General features: G+C 66.2%; 17 protein-coding genes. 9 read left to right on the top strand and 8 right to left on the bottom strand.

All coding sequences use genetic code 11. The annotated features are described in order from the left end of the window. Positions 1 to 56: 56 nt before the first annotated feature. Both R4P95_RS01595 and R4P95_RS01590 read left to right on the top strand, forming a co-directional pair. Positions 57 to 1154 (top strand): LLM class flavin-dependent oxidoreductase, encoded by a 1098-nt coding sequence (locus R4P95_RS01595; protein ID WP_317746654.1) that lies wholly within the window; start codon positions 57 to 59, stop codon positions 1152 to 1154. 87 nt (positions 1155 to 1241) lie between these two features. Beyond that, the gene (locus R4P95_RS01590) at positions 1242 to 2219 is read left to right on the top strand and encodes a pirin family protein (protein ID WP_213573054.1); all 978 of its coding nucleotides are present in this window, start codon (positions 1242 to 1244) and stop codon (positions 2217 to 2219) included. Between the two features lie 11 nt (positions 2220 to 2230). Here the strand turns inward: R4P95_RS01590 and R4P95_RS01585 are convergent, their stop codons facing one another. Genes R4P95_RS01585 through R4P95_RS01575 form a run of 3 tightly spaced genes read right to left on the bottom strand, consistent with a single transcriptional unit; the run spans position 2231 to position 4203 of the window. Further along, positions 2231 to 3175 (bottom strand): serine/threonine dehydratase, encoded by a 945-nt coding sequence (locus tag R4P95_RS01585; protein WP_213573053.1) that lies wholly within the window; start codon positions 3173 to 3175, stop codon positions 2231 to 2233. A gap of 32 nt (positions 3176 to 3207) precedes the next feature. Next, positions 3208 to 3636 (bottom strand): PaaI family thioesterase, encoded by a 429-nt coding sequence (locus tag R4P95_RS01580; protein WP_213573052.1) that lies wholly within the window; start codon positions 3634 to 3636, stop codon positions 3208 to 3210. Positions 3637 to 3639: 3 nt separating this feature from the next. Further along, positions 3640 to 4203, bottom strand: coding sequence for a TetR/AcrR family transcriptional regulator (locus R4P95_RS01575; RefSeq protein ID WP_159920417.1), 564 nt, complete (start codon positions 4201 to 4203; stop codon positions 3640 to 3642). A 164-nt stretch (positions 4204 to 4367) separates the two neighbouring features. On the opposite strand from R4P95_RS01575, the gene R4P95_RS01570 reads away from it, so the two are divergent. Continuing rightward, entirely contained in the window at positions 4368 to 5519 is a 1152-nt protein-coding gene (locus R4P95_RS01570; protein WP_159926985.1) for an adenylate/guanylate cyclase domain-containing protein, read from the top strand. A gap of 12 nt (positions 5520 to 5531) precedes the next feature. Here R4P95_RS01570 and R4P95_RS01565 read toward each other — a convergent pair whose 3' ends face one another. Beyond that, complete coding sequence (locus R4P95_RS01565) at positions 5532 to 5729, bottom strand: hypothetical protein (RefSeq protein ID WP_213573050.1); 198 nt, start codon at positions 5727 to 5729, stop codon at positions 5532 to 5534. A 73-nt stretch (positions 5730 to 5802) separates the two neighbouring features. Beyond that, a complete protein-coding gene (gene pepN / locus R4P95_RS01560) occupies positions 5803 to 8322 on the bottom strand; it encodes an aminopeptidase N (RefSeq protein ID WP_317746655.1) in 2520 nt (839 codons plus the stop codon). A gap of 92 nt (positions 8323 to 8414) precedes the next feature. Between pepN and R4P95_RS01555 the strand changes: the two genes are divergently transcribed. Together R4P95_RS01555 and R4P95_RS01550 are read left to right on the top strand one after the other, a co-directional pair. Continuing rightward, positions 8415 to 8966, top strand: a complete 552-nt coding sequence (locus R4P95_RS01555; protein WP_317746656.1) for a TetR/AcrR family transcriptional regulator — start codon at positions 8415 to 8417, stop codon at positions 8964 to 8966. Between the two features lie 219 nt (positions 8967 to 9185). Continuing rightward, positions 9186 to 10781: a GMC oxidoreductase gene (locus tag R4P95_RS01550; RefSeq protein WP_317746658.1), complete on the top strand. Its 1596-nt coding sequence runs from the start codon at positions 9186 to 9188 to the stop codon at positions 10779 to 10781. Between the two features lie 18 nt (positions 10782 to 10799). Here R4P95_RS01550 and R4P95_RS01545 read toward each other — a convergent pair whose 3' ends face one another. The 3 genes from R4P95_RS01545 to R4P95_RS01535 form a co-directional block, all read right to left on the bottom strand. Then, positions 10800 to 11651 carry an EamA family transporter gene (locus R4P95_RS01545; RefSeq protein ID WP_213573046.1) on the bottom strand — a complete coding sequence of 284 codons (852 nt, stop codon included), beginning with the start codon at positions 11649 to 11651 and terminating at the stop codon, positions 10800 to 10802. Between the two features lie 61 nt (positions 11652 to 11712). Then, positions 11713 to 12513 carry a crotonase/enoyl-CoA hydratase family protein gene (locus R4P95_RS01540; RefSeq protein ID WP_213573045.1) on the bottom strand — a complete coding sequence of 267 codons (801 nt, stop codon included), beginning with the start codon at positions 12511 to 12513 and terminating at the stop codon, positions 11713 to 11715. Between the two features lie 58 nt (positions 12514 to 12571). After that, the gene (locus R4P95_RS01535) at positions 12572 to 13414 is read right to left on the bottom strand and encodes an SDR family oxidoreductase (RefSeq protein ID WP_317746857.1); all 843 of its coding nucleotides are present in this window, start codon (positions 13412 to 13414) and stop codon (positions 12572 to 12574) included. Positions 13415 to 13533: 119 nt separating this feature from the next. Here R4P95_RS01535 and R4P95_RS01530 point away from each other — a divergent pair, with 119 nt between their 5' ends. The 4 genes from R4P95_RS01530 to R4P95_RS01515 are packed head-to-tail and all read left to right on the top strand — an operon-like array spanning position 13534 to position 18768. Continuing rightward, the gene (locus R4P95_RS01530; RefSeq protein ID WP_317746660.1) at positions 13534 to 14325 is read left to right on the top strand and encodes a TIGR03084 family metal-binding protein; all 792 of its coding nucleotides are present in this window, start codon (positions 13534 to 13536) and stop codon (positions 14323 to 14325) included. Then, complete coding sequence (locus R4P95_RS01525) at positions 14322 to 16028, top strand: acyclic terpene utilization AtuA family protein (RefSeq protein WP_317746661.1); 1707 nt, start codon at positions 14322 to 14324, stop codon at positions 16026 to 16028. The genes R4P95_RS01530 and R4P95_RS01525 overlap by 4 nt, the downstream gene beginning before the upstream one ends. Beyond that, entirely contained in the window at positions 16025 to 17173 is a 1149-nt protein-coding gene (locus tag R4P95_RS01520; RefSeq protein ID WP_317746662.1) for an acyl-CoA dehydrogenase family protein, read from the top strand. The genes R4P95_RS01525 and R4P95_RS01520 overlap by 4 nt, the downstream gene beginning before the upstream one ends. Then, positions 17170 to 18768 carry an acyl-CoA carboxylase subunit beta gene (locus R4P95_RS01515; RefSeq protein ID WP_213573042.1) on the top strand — a complete coding sequence of 533 codons (1599 nt, stop codon included), beginning with the start codon at positions 17170 to 17172 and terminating at the stop codon, positions 18766 to 18768. The genes R4P95_RS01520 and R4P95_RS01515 overlap by 4 nt, the downstream gene beginning before the upstream one ends. The last annotated feature ends 4 nt before the right edge of the window (positions 18769 to 18772 follow it).

The following is an 18772-nucleotide window of genomic DNA, read 5'->3' as shown; positions in this document are numbered from 1 at the left end:
TGAATGTTGTATCAAATTGATGCACGCGTGACTATGCGGTTCGGGAGGAACATCTCATGCAGTTCGGAATATTCACCGTCGGCGACGTGACGACCGACCCCACCACCGGCCGCACTCCGTCCGAGCACGAGCGCATCAAGGCGATGACCACCATTGCCACACACGCCGAAGAGGTCGGGCTCGACGTCTTTGCGACCGGCGAGCATCACAATCCGCCTTTCGTCCCGTCGTCCCCGACGACCATGCTGGGGTATCTCGCCGCCAAGACGAAGAAGATCATCCTGTCGACGTCGACAACGCTGATCACGACCAACGACCCGGTGAAGATCGCCGAAGACTACGCCATGCTGTCGCATCTCGCCGACGGACGCGTCGACCTGATGATGGGCCGCGGCAATACGGCTCCGGTCTATCCGTGGTTCGGTCAGGACATCCGCCAGGGAATTCCGCTGGCGCTCGAGCATTACAGGTTGCTGCGTCGACTCTGGGACGAAGAGGTCGTGGACTGGCAGGGACAGTTCCGTACCCCCTTGCAGGGCTTCACCTCGACGCCGCGGCCGCTCGACGGTATTGCGCCGTTCGTGTGGCACGGCTTCATCCGCAGCCCGGAAATCGCGGAGATCGCGGCCTTTCACGGCGACGGATTCTTCGCGAACAACATCTTCTGGCCCAAGGAGCACTACATCGCGCTGATCAATCTGTATCGGGAGCGCTACGAGCATTACGGTCACGGGCGTGCCGATCAGGCGATCGTCGGATTGGGTGGGCAGGTGTTCATGCGAAAGAACGCACGGGACGCCGTCGACGAGTTCCGACCCTACTTCGACAACGCCCCGGTGTACGGGCACGGCCCCAGCCTCGAAGACTTCACCGAGCAGACGCCGTTGACGGTCGGGACGCCCGAGCAGGTGATCGAGAAGACCCTCACGTTCGCCGACTTCTTCGGCGACTATCAGCGTCAGCTGTTCCTCGTCGATCATGCAGGCCTTCCCCTGAAGACGGTGCTCGAACAGCTGGACCTGCTCGGTGGCGAGGTGGTTCCTGTGCTGCGCAAGGAGTTTGCCGCCCGTCGTCCGGCGCACGTGCCGGAGAATCCACCGACGCACGCGTCGATGAAGGCCGATCGGACGTTGACCGAGGCCACCCCTCTGTAGAACTGATGTGGCGTCTGTCGACGAGACGAGACCCCGAACGTCGCACCCGTAGTACCGCGCAGAGCCGACGAAAGGCACGATGGAATCGTGAGCAATGTGGAAGCGAATTCGGTGGAGAAGCGGTGTGAGTCCCGTCCCGGTGGCGACGGTATCGAGGTGCTGAGCGCGCGCGAGGTTCCGCTGGGCGGTCCTCGCGCCATGCCGGTCCGGCGCACTCTGCCGCAGCGCGAGCGTTCACTGATCGGGGCGTGGTGTTTCGCCGATCACTACGGCCCGGACGATGTCGGACTCACCGGGGGGATGAACGTCCCACCGCACCCGCACACCGGGCTGCAGACAGTGAGCTGGTTGTTCACCGGCGAGATCGAGCACCGCGACAGCATCGGCTCACACGCCATGGTCCGGCCCGGCGAACTGAACCTGATGACGGCGGGGCGGGGCATCGCACATTCGGAGGTGTCGACGCCGGAGACGCGCATTCTGCACGGCGCCCAGCTGTGGGTGGCGTTGCCCGCCTCGGCTCAGGACGCGCCGCCCGCCTTCGACACCTATGCGCCGGAACCGGTGGAGTTGGACGGCGCAACGGTCCGGGTGTTTCTCGGTACCACGGCGGGGTCGACATCGCCGGTCCAGACATTCTCGCCGCTGCTGGGGGCGGAGGTCCTGCTCGATCCGGGTGCCGACGTCACCTTCGACATCGAACCCGGTTTCGAAGTCGGGGTTCTGGTCGACGAAGGCGACGTCCGGCTACGCGGAACCCCGTTGAAGTGGGCGGAACTCGGCTATCAGCCGCCGGGGTCCTCGGTAGTGGCGTTGCGAAATACGGGTGAGACCCGCGCCCGGCTGCTGCTGCTCGGCGGCGAGCCACTCGGCGAGCAGGTGATCATGTGGTGGAACTTCCTCGGTCGCAGCCACGACGACATCGTCGGCTACCGCCGGGACTGGCAGTCGGAAATCCGTGGCGCAGGGTCCGCCGACTACCGGTTCGGAACCGTCGAGGGATACGACGGTTCGGCTTTGCCTGCGCCTGAGCTGCCGAACAGCCGGCTGAAACCCCGCGGCTGATCCCTCGCCCTTCAGTAGCTGGTCAGTGCGGTGTTGGCACCGCACAGGACGACACACAGCGGTCGATCCGAGGGTGGTACGAGTTCGCCGGTGAGGATCGCGGCGAGCGCCGCCGCCGTGCCGTGTTCGACGACGATCCGGAACTCCTCCCACAGGAGCGTTCGCGCGTCGAGCAGTGCGCTGTCGTCCACGACGAGGCTGTCGACGGGCCGCCCCGACACGGTGGCCCACGCGATCGAGCCGATCCGGGTGGCCCCGAGGGAGTCGCCGGCAATGCTGTCGATGTCGATGTCTACGGGACGGCGTGCCGCGACGGCCGTGTGCAGGGTGGCCGCGCCGCGCGGTTCCACACCGATGATGGCGTCGTCGTCGCGGCTGCCCGCGACGATGCCCGACAGCAGTCCGCCGCCGCCCACGGCGACCACGTAGGTGACCGGTTCGGGGACGTCGTCCTGGATCTCGAGGGCGATGGTGCCCGCTCCCGCGACGATGTCCGGAAGGTCGTAGGCGTGCAGCGCCAGAGCGTTCGACGACTCGGCGAGCTCTGCGGCGTACGCGGCGGCCTCCGCATAACGGTCACCCACCGTGCGGACATCCGCCCCCAGCGCCCGCAGTTTCTCGATCTTGATGTCGGGCGCGGTGTTCGGCACCACCACGGTGCACCTCACACCGCGCAGGCGTGACGCCCAGGCTGCGCCGATCGCGGCGTTTCCACCGGAGGCGATGACGACACCCGCGTCGGCGAGCTGCCCCTCCTCCTCTGCGTGAAGCATGGCGTTGAGACTGCCGCGGACCTTGAACGATCCGCCGTACTGGAGGAATTCGAGCTTGAAGATCACCGGAACGTCACCGTGGGCCGTCGGAACGGTGGCCCGGAAGGTGGGAGTGCGCCGGATCAGCCCGTCGATGCGCTCGCGCGCGTGAACGACGGAAGCATGGTCCACTGTGTCTGCCATGACATACATCGTGTCATCTCGTGGCGGCGGTGCTACCGCGTCTGCTTGACCGTCGCGGTTCCCTGCGCGGCGGCACAGAGCACCTCTGAGCCGTCTTCCTGCACTGCGTAGATGTCGCAGCGGCACAGAGCCTGCCGCCGGGTCGCGGCGTCGGCCCGAGCGTCGGCGCGAAGGATCACTCCCAGCGCTGGACGCAAGTAGGTGATGGTGAATCCGGCGGTCATGATGTTCGCGCCGAGCACGGTGCCGGCCGCGAAGGTGAGCGCATTGTCGGCGGCGTAGGACAGGACGCCGCCGTGCACGAAACCACTCTGCTGCCGTAGATCGTCACGGACGGGGATCTCGAGGGTGGTACGGCCGTCGCCGAATTGCGTCATGCGGGCGCCCACGAGCATGCTGAATGGCTGCGCTTCCAGCACGGCCCGGGCAGAGTCCGGAGTCAAGGCGACATCCACGGTCATGGTTCACTCCTGAGTTCGTAGCGACATCCACGCGGCGCGCGCCAATTCCGGGGCCACGGCGGCGGGTTCGGTGGTCATCGAGCCGGCGAGCCAGTGCCGGGAATACTCCTGCGCGGGTCCGAGCCACAGTGCGTACAGAACATCGAAGCCGAGGCGACGGACCGTGCCGTAATGCTCGTGGACACGCCACCAGTGCGTCACCTGGCGGAAGAATGCGGCGTTCTTGTCGTGCACACGCTGGTCGACGGCAGGGGGACGAGGCGCAGACAGGATCGCGGCCCTGTCCCTGTGTGTGGACACCCACGCGAGGTGGTGTACGACCGCTCCTTCGATTCCGGTCCGGGCGTCCGCGCACTCGGACAGTGCAGTCCAGAACTGATCTTGATAGTCGGTGAGTGCGCGGAGCCAGACCTGCGCGTACAGCTCGGCCTTGTTGGGGAAGTGGTGGTACACCGCACCCACGCTCGCCCCAACCTCCTGCCGGATGTCGGACAGTCGGGTCTCGAGAACTCCGCGGCGTGCGAAGTGTGCTTCCGCCGCATCCAACAACAGACTTTGAATCGGCATGCACCGAATATAGTTCGGTCTCACCGTCCGCGGGAAGCACTTCCCGTAATCTCCGCGATCAAGGCCGTGATGCCTGCGACGATGAGGACGTGCTCAATTCCCGGGCGAAACGGCGGCTTCCGCGGCGAGTCGGCGTGCGGCTCGTGCCGCGGCCGGGAGGGCTGGTGTCCCCGGCGCCTCGTTTACTGCGCCGTCCGGTTCCGCATCGTGTTCAGATCGAGAACTTCGAACGTGCCGGTCTCCTGGAGGGGCTCTCGGGTTCGGACCGTGCTGCCCGGATCGGCGTGCTCGACACGCTGGTCGCGGAGAACGTGACGATCGACGAACTACGCGCCGCGACTCAGGGCAACCGGCTCGCTCACCTGTTGCTCGAGCATGCCTTGTCGCCGAAAGGCACGTACAGCATCGAGGAAATCTCGCAGTTGGCCGGTCTCACCGTCGAGGATGCCCGCCGTTGGTTTCGTGCCATCGGCAGGGGAGCGTCCGAGGACGGGGCGTACTACAACGACGGTGATGTGAGCCTTGCTCGAGGATTGAAGCAGTACCGGGATCTGGGACTCGACGAAGGTGGAATGTTCGCGGCCGCACGCGTCATGGGCCGCAATATCTGGACGTTGGCCGATGCCGCGGAGGCACTCCTCCAGGACCGTCTCGCGGCAGCGGGTGATCACCCGGAAGTTGCCCTGCAGTATGCGGTGGAGGTGCGCCGCATCGCAGATTTCCAGGCACAGATACTCGCGCACATTCTTGCGACGAGCCTGCGTGAACAGCTGCGTTCGGACGCGGTCGGCATCGCCGGTGACTCGAACCTGCACATCCGGGGTTCTCAGCAGATCGGGGTGTGTTTCGCCGATCTCGTCGGGTTCACGCTGCTCGGCGAGCAGGGCGCGGCGGACGATCTGAGCCGGGTCGCGGAACGGCTCGACCGCCTGGCCACTGACCTGGTGGTCTCGCCTGTGCGTTTGGTGAAGACGATCGGGGACGCGGTCATGCTGGTGTCGTGGGATGCCTCCGCGCTCGCGGGCGCCGCACTCGACCTCGTCGATGCCGCCCGTCTGGAAGGGTTGCCACCACTTCGAGCCGGCATCGACTGGGGAACCGCAGTGCCGAGCGCGGGCGACTGGTTCGGTCGACCGGTCAACATGGCGTCCCGCGTGGTGGCCGTCGCACCCGCCCACGAGGTGGTGGTCACCGGTGAGTTCTACGACGAACTGGACACCGACGACTTCTGGTGTGAACCGGCCGGCAGCCACAGGCTGAAGGGCATCGATTCGCCTCGGGAACTCTTCGCGATCGGCCGACGATCCGTCGCCTGAGTAACAGTTCTGCTAGAGCTTGTAGGACCCGGCGAAAATCGAGATTCCCGGCTTCCGACTCTCGACCTTGGTGCGCACGTGCAGGTCGGCGTAACCATCCTTGCCCTCGCGGAGCATCCGGGGACCGACGATCTCCTGCAGGACGTGTTCCTCTGCCGACTCGAACGACGTATCCGACGGGAGTTCGACCTCGAAGTTGTGCTGGTCCACGAGTGTCCTTTCCTGGTACTTCCGCGGGCGAATGCCGGTCCCGTCTCGATGATATGGGCTCCTCGCCCGTGCGTCAGGGTTCGTCCGAGGGCGTGCGCGTCCAGAATCCGCAGTTGAACTCCTGCGCCCGGAGATCGCGCGCGAGATGGTCGCGTTGCTCGACGATCAGTCTTCGCAGAGCGCCCGGTGCGTCGGCGTTCGCTGCAAGCCAGGCGTCGGCCGCGGCGAGGGTCGTCTCCCGGGGGAACAAGCCGGTCACCACCCGGCGTGCCATCTCGATGCTCCGGTCCCGCCAGATCGGACGCACTGCGGCGAAGTAGTCCGCCGCGAACGGTGCGACGAGGTCACGTCGTGCTCCCGCGAGGAATCCGCTGATGGTGGCGTCGAGGTGATCGTTCGACAGCGAGTGGTCGTGGAAGATGGACGCCCAGGCCTCCGCCTTGACGGCGACTTCCGGACGGGCCGACATCGCACGCAGGTACGCGGTGCGACCGGACCCGGTGTCGTCCCGCTGCCATTCGGCGTGCAGGTCGGTGTCATCGGCATGACCGGTGGCGGCGAGAGCGAGCCAGAACGCCCACCGCAGGTCGGGGTCGAGAGACAGTCCGGACGGCGGCGGTGCACTGCCGTCGAGAATCGATCGAATATGCGCCGCCCGGCCTCCGTCGGTTGCCGCAACAGCGGCGACAGCGCGCGCCCAGGTGAGCTGGTCGCCGGAATCACTGACGAACATTTCGTTCCAGGTGTGCTCGAGCCATCGCCTGCGGGCGTCCGCTCGGGCGGATTCGGGTAGGTAATGCTCGATCGCGAAGGGCACATTCGACAGCACCGAGGTCAGGAGAGCCGGGTTGGACTCCGTAGGCGAGAACCGCTGCGCCATGGCAAGATAGCGGGCTGCCTCCAGTTCGCTGTCCCGCGTCGCATTCCAGAGGGACGACCAGATCAGCCCGCGTGCCAACGGGTCGCGAACCCGGTCGAGGGAGTTCTCCACCGTGGTCAGCGAGCGAGTGTCGAGACGCACCTTCGCATACGTCAGATCGGCGTCGTTCGGTAGCACCAGCGGGGCATCTGTGAGGTCGACGGGAGTGCGCGAGGTCGTGATGTCGATTTCGGTTCGCTCGGTGCACACCAGGTCGCCGGCTTCATCGAAGTCGTACATGCCGATCGCCAGCCGGTGCGGTCGGGGATCGGTCTGCGAAAGACTCGCACCGCCCCCGTCGTTGCGCTCCAGGGCCAGAGTCGATACTCCGCTGGTCTGCAACCAGGCTTTGGCCCAGCTGGTCAAGTCGCGACCGGATGTGCCGGACAGCTCGGTCAGCAGATCGGCCAAGGTGGTGTTTCCGAAGGCATGGGCGCGGAAGTAGCGGCGAGCGCCCTCGAAGAACGCGTCCCGACCCACGTAGGACGCGAGCTGCTTCAGAACACTGGCGCCCTTGGCGTAGGTGATGCCGTCGAAATTGAGCTTCGCGGCTTCGAGGTCGACGATGTCGGCCACGATGGGATGGGTCGTCGGGAGCTGGTCCTGGAGATAAGCCCAGGCCTTGCGCCGGTCGGCGAACGCCACCCACGCCTGCGTCCACCGCGTCGCCTCGGCACTGGCGAGCGACCCCATGTAGTCGGCAAACGACTCCTTGAGCCACAAATCGTCCCACCACACCATGGTGACGAGGTCGCCGAACCACATGTGCGCCATCTCGTGGAGGATCGTGTTGGCCCGACCCTCGTACTGGGCATCGGTCGCCGCCCCGCGGAACACGTACGCCTCGGTGAAGGTGACGCAGCCCGGATTCTCCATGGCCCCGAGGTTGTACTCGGGAACGAAGACCTGGTCGTATTTACCCCATGGATACGGGTAGTCGAAGGCGTCGGCGAAGAAGTCCAAACCCTGCTGAGTAATCTCGAAAATGGTGCCGGCGTCCAGATATCGTGCCAGGGATGCCCTGCACAGGACGCTCAGCGGAACTGTGAGGTTTCCTCTCTGCCAAGAGGATTCGACCCTGTGGTACGGACCCGCCACGATTGCGGTGAGATAGGTGGACAGGGGCAAGGTAGCTGCGAAGGTGACGACCTGGCCGTCGCTGACGGTGTCGCGACGGTCGACGTGCTGGTTGGAGATCACCTCCCAGCCCCGCGGCGCGGTGACGACGAAGGTAAACGAAGCCTTGAGGTCGGGTTGTTCGAAGCACGGGAAAACCCGGCGGGCGTCGGCCGGCTCGTACTGGGTGTACAGGTACGTCTGTGCGTCGGACGGGTCGACGAACCGGTGCAGACCCTCCCCGCTGCGCGAGTAGTCGCCGTGTGCGACGACGGTCACGACAGAGGATTCGCGTAGTCCGGTCAATGCGATACGTGCACCGTCGTACTGCACGCCCACTGCGGTTCCGTCGACGGTCACCGATTCCACCCGGGTACCGATGAAGTCGAGCCAGGTGTCAGGGGAGCGTGAGGAGAATTCCACCGTTGTGGTGGTGCTGAAGGTATCCCTGCCGGGGTCGACGGCACCGAGTAGGTCGAGCTCCACTCGGTACCGGAGCACCTCGATCGACCGGCTGCGTTCGGCTGTTTCGGCCCGGGACAGGTTCGCGGTACTCACGGCGTCGATACTGCCAGGCGGAGAGGGCTCGCGGAGAGAGACGGTGCGACGGCCGGGCGACCACGTGAGGGCGGTACCCGATAATGGCCCCCATGCGGTCGCGGAGGAAGATTCTGGATGCCACGCTCGAGTTGATCAGAAGTGACGGCTTCGACGGGGTCACCATCGCGGCGGTGGCTCAGGCCGCGGGCGTTACGCGGCAAACGGTCTACTCCATCTTCGGGTCACGCGAGGAACTGGTGTCGCAGGCGATCGCCGGTCTTGCGGTGGAGGTGGTGGGCGGCATCCGTTCCCGCTTGGACGCCACTGACACGCCCTTCGAGCTCGTCGTCGAGCTTGTCGTCGCCAGTCGGGCTGCGGTGCACGCGGACCCGGTCCTCGCGGCACTGCTCCAGGCCGTGCAGGGGAACCCTCTTTTCGACGCGGGAATGATGCGTCGCGCCAAACCCGTTGCACGCGAGTTACTCTCACCTCTCGTTGATCGCTACCCCGACACGCAGTCGTACCTGGACGACATCGTCGAAATTCTGGTCCGCCTGGGACTCTCGGTCATCATGTTCGACGACGAAGCCGTTCACGCCGACGACGACCTGCGCAGGTTTCTCACCCGCTGGCTACTGCCGGCGATGCCCTTCGGCTCGTGACGACCCGGAGCGGTGTGCGCCCCAGGTTCCGCCTCTCTGAAGAACGAGATTCTTGACACATCCTCGATCGAGTGTCTAGTTTTGACCTCGCCTGAGGGATTGCTTCGGGCGCTCTGCCCGCAAAGTGCGTCCGGTTGGCCGGCTCACGCGCGATGTGACCACGTCGACCTATCTTGTCATCTCGCCGAGTACGTCTTCATCGAGAGCTGGGGGAAAGCTGTGTCTGCACTCAATCGCCGGTCCTTTCTGACGGGCGCGGCCGCCGCGGGAATTGCGTTGGCGAGCCCGCGTGTTGCCCAGGCCGGCGTCAGTCGCGAGGACCGTGGTGCGCGAACCTCGGTCACCCGCGAAGATCATCGGGTGATCGTCGTCGGATCCGGATTCGGGGGTGGTGTCGCAGCTCTTCGGCTGGCCGAGGCGGGCGTGCCGGTACTCGTGCTCGAACGTGGAATGCGTTGGCCCACAGGTCCCAACGCGGAAACTTTCCCGCGCGCTACAACTCCGGACAAACGGATCCTCTGGTACGAATCCAGCCCACAGCTCTTCGGCGCGCCGGTGGCGATGGAGCCGTACACAGGTCTCCTCGAGACGGTGCTCGGTGAGAACATGACCGCACTGTGCGCTGCGGGAGTCGGCGGCGGGTCCTTGGTATATCAAGGGATGACCCTGCAGCCGGCCGAGGCCGTCTTCAACTCTCATTTTCCGGAGGCGCTCGACTGGGCGACCATGGACAGGATTCACTACCCGCGGGTGGCGCGCATGCTGAAACTCGCGGTCGCTCCCGACGAATTGGTCGCCAGCCCGAATTACCGGGCTGCAAGGGTATTCGAGCAGAATGTCACGCGCGCCGGTCTTCCCGTGGCGAAGATTCCGATGCCGATCGACTGGAACTACGCGCTCGACGAGGTCCACGGGCGCGTGAAAGCGTCGTATACCAATGGCGAGGGCGCTTTCGGCGTGAACAACGGCGGTAAACACTCGGTCGACGTCACGTACATCGCCGCCGCCGAGGCGACCGGGCGCGTGACAGTGGAGATGCTGCACCAGGTCACCGACGTCGAGCGGGCCAAGGATGGCCGATGGATCGTGCACGTCGACCGGATCGACTCGTCCGGCAGAGTCCTCGAGAAGAAGATACTCACGACGACCGCTCTGGTGATGGCCGCCGGCAGTGTGAACACCACCAAGCTGCTGGTGCGGGCGTCGGCAAAGGGGCAGATTCCGGACCTACCCGACCAATTGGGCGCCGGTTGGGGTACCAATGCCGACCGAATCTATGTGTGGACAAGCCTCGAAGAGGAATTCGGTGCTCCGCAGGGCGGCCCGGTGGTCTACGGCAGTCTGAACTGGGACGACCCCTCGTCCGCCCACACGGTCATCCAGGCGTCGATTCCACCGCTCTCCTTCGACGCCCGCAGCACGATGCTCGTCGGGTACGGCGTCAGTGAGGGCCGTGGCAGCTTTGCCTACGACTCGGCGAATGACGGCGCTGTATTGCGTTGGCCGAAGGAAGGTGACGCAGTCATTCAGCAGGGTCATATCGATCCGACCGTGCGAAGAATCGCCGGGCCGGGCAGCATACTCACGGACACCAATTCGGTATTCCCCTCCACCTGGCATCCGCTGGGCGGTGCCTGCATGGGCACGGTGTGCGACCTCGAAGGCCGCGTGCAGGGCCAGCGCGGGCTGTACGTGCTCGACGGTGCCCTGATGCCCGGCAACACCGCCGCGTGCAACCCGTCGATGACGATCGCTGCTGTGGCCGAGCGCGCATTGGACCGCATCGTCGCTGCCGACGTCGGGACCCTGATATGAACTGGACGCGGAGATGAACTACCTGTTACTCAGCACCGACCCGATGCCGGCGGCGACGACGAGCGCGATCGCGGCCAGCGTCTGCAGTCCCAGTACCTGCCCGAGGACGAGAACCCCGGCGAGCGTGGCAGCAGCCGGCTCGAGCGCGATGAGGATGGCGAACACCTTCTTACTCATCACCTGCAGCGCCCGCAGTTCGAGAGTGTACGGAATGACCGAAGACAGCAGAGCCACCGCGGCGCCCACCGCCAGAGTGTGGGGATCGAACAGTGCTGTCCCGCCTGAGATCACGCCGAGAGGCAGCGTGAGCACCGCGGCGACGATGCTGGCACCGGCCAGGCCGTCGGCGCTCGGAACCGTCGCCGCCAAGTGGGAACCGGCGATGATGTAGCCCGCCCACGCCGCCCCCGCAGTGAGGGCGAATGCGACACCGACGGCGTCCAGCGCCTCGCTGCCCGTGTCCCGCAATCCGAGCATCAACACTCCCGCGAGAGCCGCCACCACCCACACGCCGTCGCGGAGTCGTCTCGACAAGACGGCGGCCAGGGTGAGCGGCCCCAGGAACTCGATGGTGACGGTGGTGCCCAACGGTAGCCGCGCCAGCGCCTCGTAGAAGGCCGAATTCATCACTGCGAGAGCAAGTCCCAGGGCGATAATGCCCTCTCGTTGCGGTCGCGTCCACCGACGCCATCGTGGACGGACCAGAATGCCGAGAATCAGCGCGGCGACGGTGAGCCGCAGTGCCACGGCGCCCGACGCGCCCACCGTGTCGAACAACGTGCTCCCGAAGGCGGCGCCGAACTGGACGGACAACACCGATCCGAGGACCGACAGGACAGGGACGAGCTGGCTGGGGGACGTTTCGGTCACGGCCGCTGTGTTTCCGGCGCAGCGGTGCGGTGAACCTGTCGTACGGCCGGGCGGAACCGATTCACTGCCCCGTGAAGTTCGGTGTCCGGCGATCGAGCATCGCCCCGACCGCTTCGTGGTGGTCGGCGGTGTGGTGTGCGAGCGCTTGCATCGCCGCCGAGAGTTCGAGCAGGCTTTCGAGGCTGTGTTGACGTCCCTCGCGAAGCAGCTTCTTGGTCATCCGGAGCACCTGGGGTGGGTTGACCGCCACCCGGTCGGCCAGCGCCCGCGCCGCCGGCAGCAACTGGTCGGGCTCGGTCACCTGGGAAACGAGTCCCCACTCGAGGGCTTTGGCGGCGTCGATCGCGTCACCGGTGAACGCCATCTCGCTGGCGCGGGCCATGCCGATGGCCTGCGGAAGGAACCAGGCACCCCCGTCGCCGGGAACGAGGCCGACCTTGACGAAACTCTCCGCGAAGACGGCGGCGGTGGAGGCGATCCGCATGTCACACATCAACGAGAGGTCGCACCCCGCACCGATTGCCGGTCCGTTGACGGCGGCGATGGTCGGTACCTCGCAGTGGTGCAGGGCGAGCGGGATCCGCTGGATACCGTGGCGGTAGCCCTGCCGGATTTCGGCGGGTGAGCCGCCGAACATTCCTTCGCGGTTCTGCATGTGCTTGACGTTGCCGCCGGAAGAGAAGGCCGAACCGGAACCGGTGATGATGGCGGCGCGCACGCTGGGGTCACCGTTGACCTCGGCCACCGCGTTCTCGAGCGCCTCGATCACGTCGGGCTCGGAGATCGGGTTGCGGGCCTCGGGACGGTTGAGCGTCCACGTGATGATGTCGCCATCGCGGGTGGTGAGCACAGCGTCGGTCATGAACGGCTCCCTCTGGGTGTGTGCGGCTTTCGGAACAGAGCCAAGTCTTGCATTCCGGCTAGATGCCGGCCCGCCGCACCAAAGCGTCGGTGAGGGTCGGCGCGAAGAAGCCCAGAAGCCGGAACAGCTCCCCATATCCCGGAAGCAACTCCACGGGCCGCGTCCGGACGGCGGTGACGAACCATTCGGCCGCCTGCTCCGGGGACAACGCCGCCATCGAGTCGTAGTCCGTGGTCGGGGCGATCATCGGCGTCCGCACCAGAGGCAGGTCGAGGGTGGTCACGGCGATGCCGCGATCGCGAAGTTCCGCACCGAGACTGCGGCCGAACGCGCCGACCGCCGCCTTCGACGCGTGGTAGGCGGAGAACTTGGGCATCACACCCGCGGGCACACCCCACGTGGCCACGTTGATGATGTGGCCGTCGCGACGCTCGAGCATCGACGGAAGCAACGCGAGAGTGAGTCGGGTCGAACCGAAGTAGTTGATCGCCATGGTGCGCTCGTAGTCGTGGAAGCGGTCGAGCGAATCTTCCACCGTCCGCCGGATCGAGCGCCCTGCGTTGTTGACGAGGACGTCGACAGGGCCGATATCGCCGAGTACCCGGGACACCATGGCGTCGATCGAGTCGGGGTCGGTCAGATCGCAGGGTACGGCGTGCGCGTCGCACCCTGTACGCAGGATGTCGTCGCGGACGGCTTCGAGGGCTTGGGCGCCTCGGGCGACGAGCACGACCTCCGCGCCGAGATGTGCGAGTCGGCGTGCCGCAGCCTCGCCGACACCCGACGAACCCCCGGTGACCAGGATGCGCTTCCCGGCTACCCGATGTCCCGACTTCGGTACGAGGCGCGTCGCGAGTGTCCGCGGTGAGGGGAGAGGATTCAGTGCCGCCTGAGTGAGCAACTGTCGGATCACGTCCCCAGCGTGGCAGCAGACCGCCCGCAATGCACCCGGCGACACGGCAAGGATAAAAACAATCAATCGTGCTTGCTTTTTTACCGGGCTGGTGTGATGCTGGTCGCATGGCCGAACTGCAGAGGTTCATCGACGACGTGTGTGCCGAGAGTGAGGCGCTGGATGCGCTGGTCGCAGACCTCCCGGACTCCCGATGGGCAGACCCCACACCCGCGGAGGGATGGACGATCGCCCACCAGATCGGGCATCTGCTCTGGACCGATCGAGCCGCCCTGTTGGCGATCACCGACCCCGAGGCGTTCACCACGCAGTTGGCGGTTGCCGCGGAAGACCCGGCAGGTTTCGTCGACGCCGGTGCCCGCGAGTTCGCGAGCCTCCCGCCGGCGCAGCTCCTCGAGGACTGGCGGACGACCCGTGCACAGCTCGCCGCTGCTCTGGCCGCGGTGCCGCCCGACCAGAAAATTCTGTGGTACGGACCGCCGATGAAGGCGGCGTCCATGGCGACGGCCCGCTTGATGGAGACCTGGGCGCACGGCCAGGACGTGGCCGACGCTCTGGGAGTGACACGGACACCCACGGCGCGGCTGAGAAGCATCGCCCACCTCGGTGTCCGCACCCGCGACTTCGCCTACGCCGTCAACGAGCTTCCTGCGCCGTCCGAGGAATTCCGCGTAGAACTGACCGCGCCCGGTGGATCGTCTTCGTGGACATGGGGACCCGAGGACGCCGCCCAGAGGGTGACCGGACCGGCAGAAGACTTCTGCCTGCTCGTCACTCAGCGTGCGAACCGGGCAGACCTTGCTCTCGTCGCGACCGGGCCAGACGCCGACCAATGGCTGGACATTGCACAGGCTTTCGCGGGACCCGCCGGCGGGGGACGGGAAGCAGGGTCGCGATGACGGTGCGGATCGGCAACTGTTCCGGCTTCTACGGTGACCGCCTGTCGGCGATGCGCGAGATGCTCGAGGACGGCGAACTCGACTACCTGACCGGTGACTATCTCGCCGAACTGACCATGTTGATCCTCGGTCGTGACCGTATGAAGGACCCCGACCGGGGATACGCCAAAACGTTTCTCCGCCAGGCTGAAGACTGCCTCGGACTGGCCCTGGACAAGGGCGTCCGCATCGTCGCCAACGCAGGTGGACTCAATCCCGCAGGTTTGGCCGCGGCGCTGCGCGCAGTGAACGACACGCTGGGGCTGCAGGCAAAGATCGCTCACGTCGAGGGTGACGACTTGATCGGGCGGGCCGCGGAACTCGGACTGGGCAGTCCGCTGACCGCCAATGCCTACCTCGGGGCGTGGGGAATCGTCGAATGCCTGAACGCCGGGGCCGACGTGGTGGTCACCGGCCGTGTCACCGACGCCTCGGTGATCGTGGGACCGGCGGCTGCGCACTTCGGGTGGCAACGGGGCGACTTCGATCAGCTGGCGGGTGCGGTCGTGGCGGGTCACGTCATCGAGTGCGGCACCCAGGCCACCGGGGGCAACTACGCATTCTTCACCGAGATCGCCGACCTCGACCGGCCCGGGTTTCCGATCGCCGAGATCGACGCGGACGGATCCTCGGTCATCACCAAGCACCCTGGAACGGGCGGGGCGGTGACTGCCGGAACAGTGACCGCGCAGCTGCTGTACGAGATCACGGGCGGCCGGTACGCCGGCCCCGACGTGACGGCCCGCATCGACACCGCCGAGCTGTCCGACGACGGCGCCGATCGTGTCCGCATCAGCGGGGTCACGGGCGAGCCGCCGCCGCCCCAGCTGAAAGTCTCGTTGAACACGCTGGCCGGATTCCGGAACGAGGCCGTGTTCGTCCTCACCGGCCTCGACATCGAGGCCAAGGCGGCGCTGGTGCGGAGACAACTCGAGAGTGGGCTGACCACCCGTCCGGCCGAACTGCAGTGGTCGCTCGCTCGCACCGACCACCCGGACGCTGATACCGAGGAAGCCGCGAGCGCGCTGCTGCGGTGTGTGGTTCGCGATTCCGACGCCGCAGCGGTGGGTCGCAGCTTCTCCTCGCTCGCAGTCGAACTCGCACTCGCCAGCTATCCCGGCTTCACGCTCACCGCTCCACCCGGGCAAGGGCAGCCCTATGGGGTTTTCACGCCCGGGTACGTGCACGCCAAGGAAGTTCCGCACGTCGCGGTACTGCCGGACGGCGCCCGCGTCGACATCGAGCCGTCTCCCGAGGTGCGTGAACTCGAGGACGTCGACGATCCGGTGCTTCCGGGGCCACCGGCCGGTGGCCCGACGACGCGTTGTCCCCTCGGCGCCATTGCCGGTGCCCGTAGCGGCGACAAGGGCGGCAACGCCAACATCGGTGTGTGGGTCCGCACCGACGAACAATGGCGGTGGCTGGTCCACACCCTGACAGTCGACGAAGTGAAACGACTCCTCCCGGAGGCTGCCGACCTCCCCGTCACGCGGTACGTGCTGCCGAAACTGCGCGCGGTCAACTTCGTGATCGAGGGAATTCTCGGGCAGGGCGTGGCGTCCCAGGCGCGATTCGACCCGCAGGCCAAGGGGCTCGGTGAATGGCTGCGATCGAGGCACGTCGATATTCCGAAAGCACTCCTCCCCGAAGGGACAAGTTCGTGAACGTGTGGGACACACCGGAACGGCAGGAGCTCCGCAAGACCGTGCGCGGTTTCGTCGAGCGACAGATACTTCCGCACCTCGCGGACTGGGAGCGTGACGGTGAGATTCCGCGCGCACTGCACCGTGAGGCAGCCGAACTGGGGCTGATGGGCGCTGGATTTCCGGAGTCCGTCGGTGGCGAGGGTGGGGATCTGGTAGACGCGGTCCTCATCTGCGAGGAGATGCATCAGGCCGGTGCGTCGGGTGGTCTGTTCGCGTCTCTGTTCACCTCAGGCATCGCCCTGCCGCACCTGGCAGCGGCCGGTGACCCGGAGCAGATCGAGAAGTGGGTGCGGCCCACCCTGCGCGGAGACCTCATCGGCTCGCTCGCCATCACGGAACCGGGCGGCGGTTCCGACGTCGGACACCTGCGAACCACCGCGGTGCGCGACGGCGATCACTTCGTCGTAAACGGCTCCAAAACCTTCATCACTTCCGCGTGCCGCGCCGACTTCGTGGTCACCGCGGTCCGCACCGGCGGACCCGGTGCCGCCGGTGTGTCCCTCCTCGTGATCGAGAAGGGAACACCAGGTTTCGAGGTGGCCCGCAAACTCGACAAGATGGGATGGCGCGCGTCCGACACCGCGGAGTTGTCGTTCGTCGACGCGCGTGTGCCGGTCGCCAACCTCGTCGGCGCCGAGAACAGCGGATTCTCACAGATCGCCCAGGCCTTTCTCACCGAACGCATCGCGCTTGCAGCCCAAGCGTATTCGAGTGCGCAGCGGTGCCTCGACCTCACGGTGGCGTGGGTCCGCGACCGCGAAACCTTCGGGCGGCCACTGATCAGCAGGCAGGCAGTGCAGAACACGGTCACGGAAATGGCCCGGAAGATCGATGTGGCCCGGGTGTACACCCGGACTCTGGTCGAGCGGTCGCTCGAATCGAACGAGGACTTCATCGCGGAGGTGTGTTTCGCGAAGAACACCGCGGTGGAGTCGGGCGAATGGGTGGCCAACCAGGCTGTTCAGCTGTTCGGCGGGCTCGGTTACATGCGGGAGAGCGAAGTGGAACGGCAGTACCGGGACATGCGCATTCTGGGAATCGGCGGGGGCACTACGGAGATACTGACCGGCCTTGCCGCCAAGCGATTGGGGTATCAGGCATGACGACGCTGAAGTCGACTCTCGACACCGGCTCGGACGAGTACGCGGCGGCGGCGAAAGCCATGACCGACAAACTCGCCGAGATCGACACCGAACACGCCAAGGCGCTCGCCGGCGGCGGGGAGAAGTACACCGAACGGCACAAGAAGCGCGGAAAGCTCCTCGCCCGCGAGCGCATCGAATTGCTGCTGGACCCCGACTCGCCCTTCCTCGAGCTGTGCCCGCTGGCGGCGTGGGGCAGCGAGTTCCCGGTCGGTGCCAGCACCGTGGTCGGGATCGGGGTAGTCGAGGGTGTCGAGTGCCTGATCGTGGCCAACGACCCGACGGTCCGCGGCGGCACGAGCAACCCGTGGACTCTGCGGAAAGGTTTCCGCGCCAACGACATCGCACGGCAGAACCGGCTCCCGGTCATTTCACTGGTGGAGTCGGGCGGCGCCGACCTCCCCACGCAGAAGGAAGTGTTCATTCCCGGCGGTCGCATGTTCCGCGACCTCACCCAGCTGTCCGCGGCGGGCATCCCGACCATCGCCCTCGTCTTCGGGAACTCGACCGCCGGGGGCGCGTACATCCCAGGCATGTCCGACCACGTCGTGATGATCAAGGAACGGTCCAAGGTGTTCCTCGCCGGACCTCCGCTCGTGAAAATGGCCACCGGTGAGGAGTCGGACGACGAAACCCTCGGCGGCGCCGAAATGCACGCCCGCAAGTCCGGACTCGCCGACTACTTCGCCGTCGACGAGCAGGACGCGATCCGGATCGGCCGCAGCATCGTCAAGCGACTGAACTGGAAGAAGCAGGGCCCCGCGCCCCGGGCCGAGGTCATCGAACCGCTCGCTGACCCCGAGGAACTGCTCGGCATCGTCCCCGCCGACCTCAAGATCCCGTTCGATCCCCGAGAGGTGATCGCCCGCATCGTCGACGGCTCCGACTTCGACGAGTTCAAGCCGATGTACGGGTCGTCGCTCGTCACCGGCTGGGCCGAACTGCACGGGTATCCGATCGGCATCCTCGCCAACGCGCGCGGTGTTCTCTTCAGCGAGGAGTCGCAGAAGGCCACCCAGTTCATACAGCTGGCCAACCGCTCGAACACCCCGCTGCTGTTCCTGCACAACACCACCGGATACATGGTGGGTAAGGAGTACGAGGAGGGCGGGATGATCAAGCACGGTTCGATGATGATCAACGCGGTCTCCAACTCCACCGTCCCGCACATCTCGATCCTCCTAGGGGCGTCGTACGGGGCCGGGCACTACGGCATGTGCGGACGCGCATTCGACCCGCGATTCCTCTTCGCCTGGCCCAGTTCCAAGTCGGCCGTCATGGGCGGTGCGCAGTTGGCGGGCGTCATCTCCATTGTCAGCCGGGCCTCGGCCGAAGCGCGCGGCCAGGCCTTCGACGAAGAGGCCGACGCCGGCATGCGGGCCATGATCGAGAACCAGATCGAGGCCGAATCGATCCCCATGTTCCTGTCCGGCCGTCTGTACGACGACGGTGTGATCGATCCCCGCGACACCCGAACCGTGGTGGGAATGTGCCTGTCGGCCATTGCCAACGCCCCGATCGAAGGCGCCGAAAACTTCGGCGTCTTCCGGATGTGAGGCA

Origin of the sequence: Rhodococcus sp. IEGM 27, from assembly GCF_033142305.1 — a bacterium.
In the GTDB taxonomy this organism is placed as follows: domain Bacteria; phylum Actinomycetota; class Actinomycetes; order Mycobacteriales; family Mycobacteriaceae; genus Rhodococcus_F; species Rhodococcus_F oxybenzonivorans.
This window is presented reverse-complemented; position numbering and strand designations above follow the sequence as displayed.

What these genes read in the sequence shown, in the direction of transcription:
- R4P95_RS01595 (WP_317746654.1), top strand. Translation starts at nt 57, where the DNA reads ATGCAGTTCGGAATATTCACCGTCGGCGACGTGACGACCGACCCCACC.
- R4P95_RS01525 (WP_317746661.1), top strand. Translation starts at nt 14,322, where the DNA reads ATGACGGTGCGGATCGGCAACTGTTCCGGCTTCTACGGTGACCGCCTG.
- R4P95_RS01580 (WP_213573052.1), bottom strand. Translation starts at nt 3,636, where the DNA reads ATGACCGTGGATGTCGCCTTGACTCCGGACTCTGCCCGGGCCGTGCTG.
- R4P95_RS01575 (WP_159920417.1), bottom strand. Translation starts at nt 4,203, where the DNA reads ATGCCGATTCAAAGTCTGTTGTTGGATGCGGCGGAAGCACACTTCGCA.
- R4P95_RS01555 (WP_317746656.1), top strand. Translation starts at nt 8,415, where the DNA reads ATGCGGTCGCGGAGGAAGATTCTGGATGCCACGCTCGAGTTGATCAGA.
- R4P95_RS01515 (WP_213573042.1), top strand. Translation starts at nt 17,170, where the DNA reads ATGACGACGCTGAAGTCGACTCTCGACACCGGCTCGGACGAGTACGCG.
- R4P95_RS01540 (WP_213573045.1), bottom strand. Translation starts at nt 12,513, where the DNA reads ATGACCGACGCTGTGCTCACCACCCGCGATGGCGACATCATCACGTGG.
- R4P95_RS01585 (WP_213573053.1), bottom strand. Translation starts at nt 3,175, where the DNA reads ATGGCAGACACAGTGGACCATGCTTCCGTCGTTCACGCGCGCGAGCGC.
- R4P95_RS01530 (WP_317746660.1), top strand. Translation starts at nt 13,534, where the DNA reads ATGGCCGAACTGCAGAGGTTCATCGACGACGTGTGTGCCGAGAGTGAG.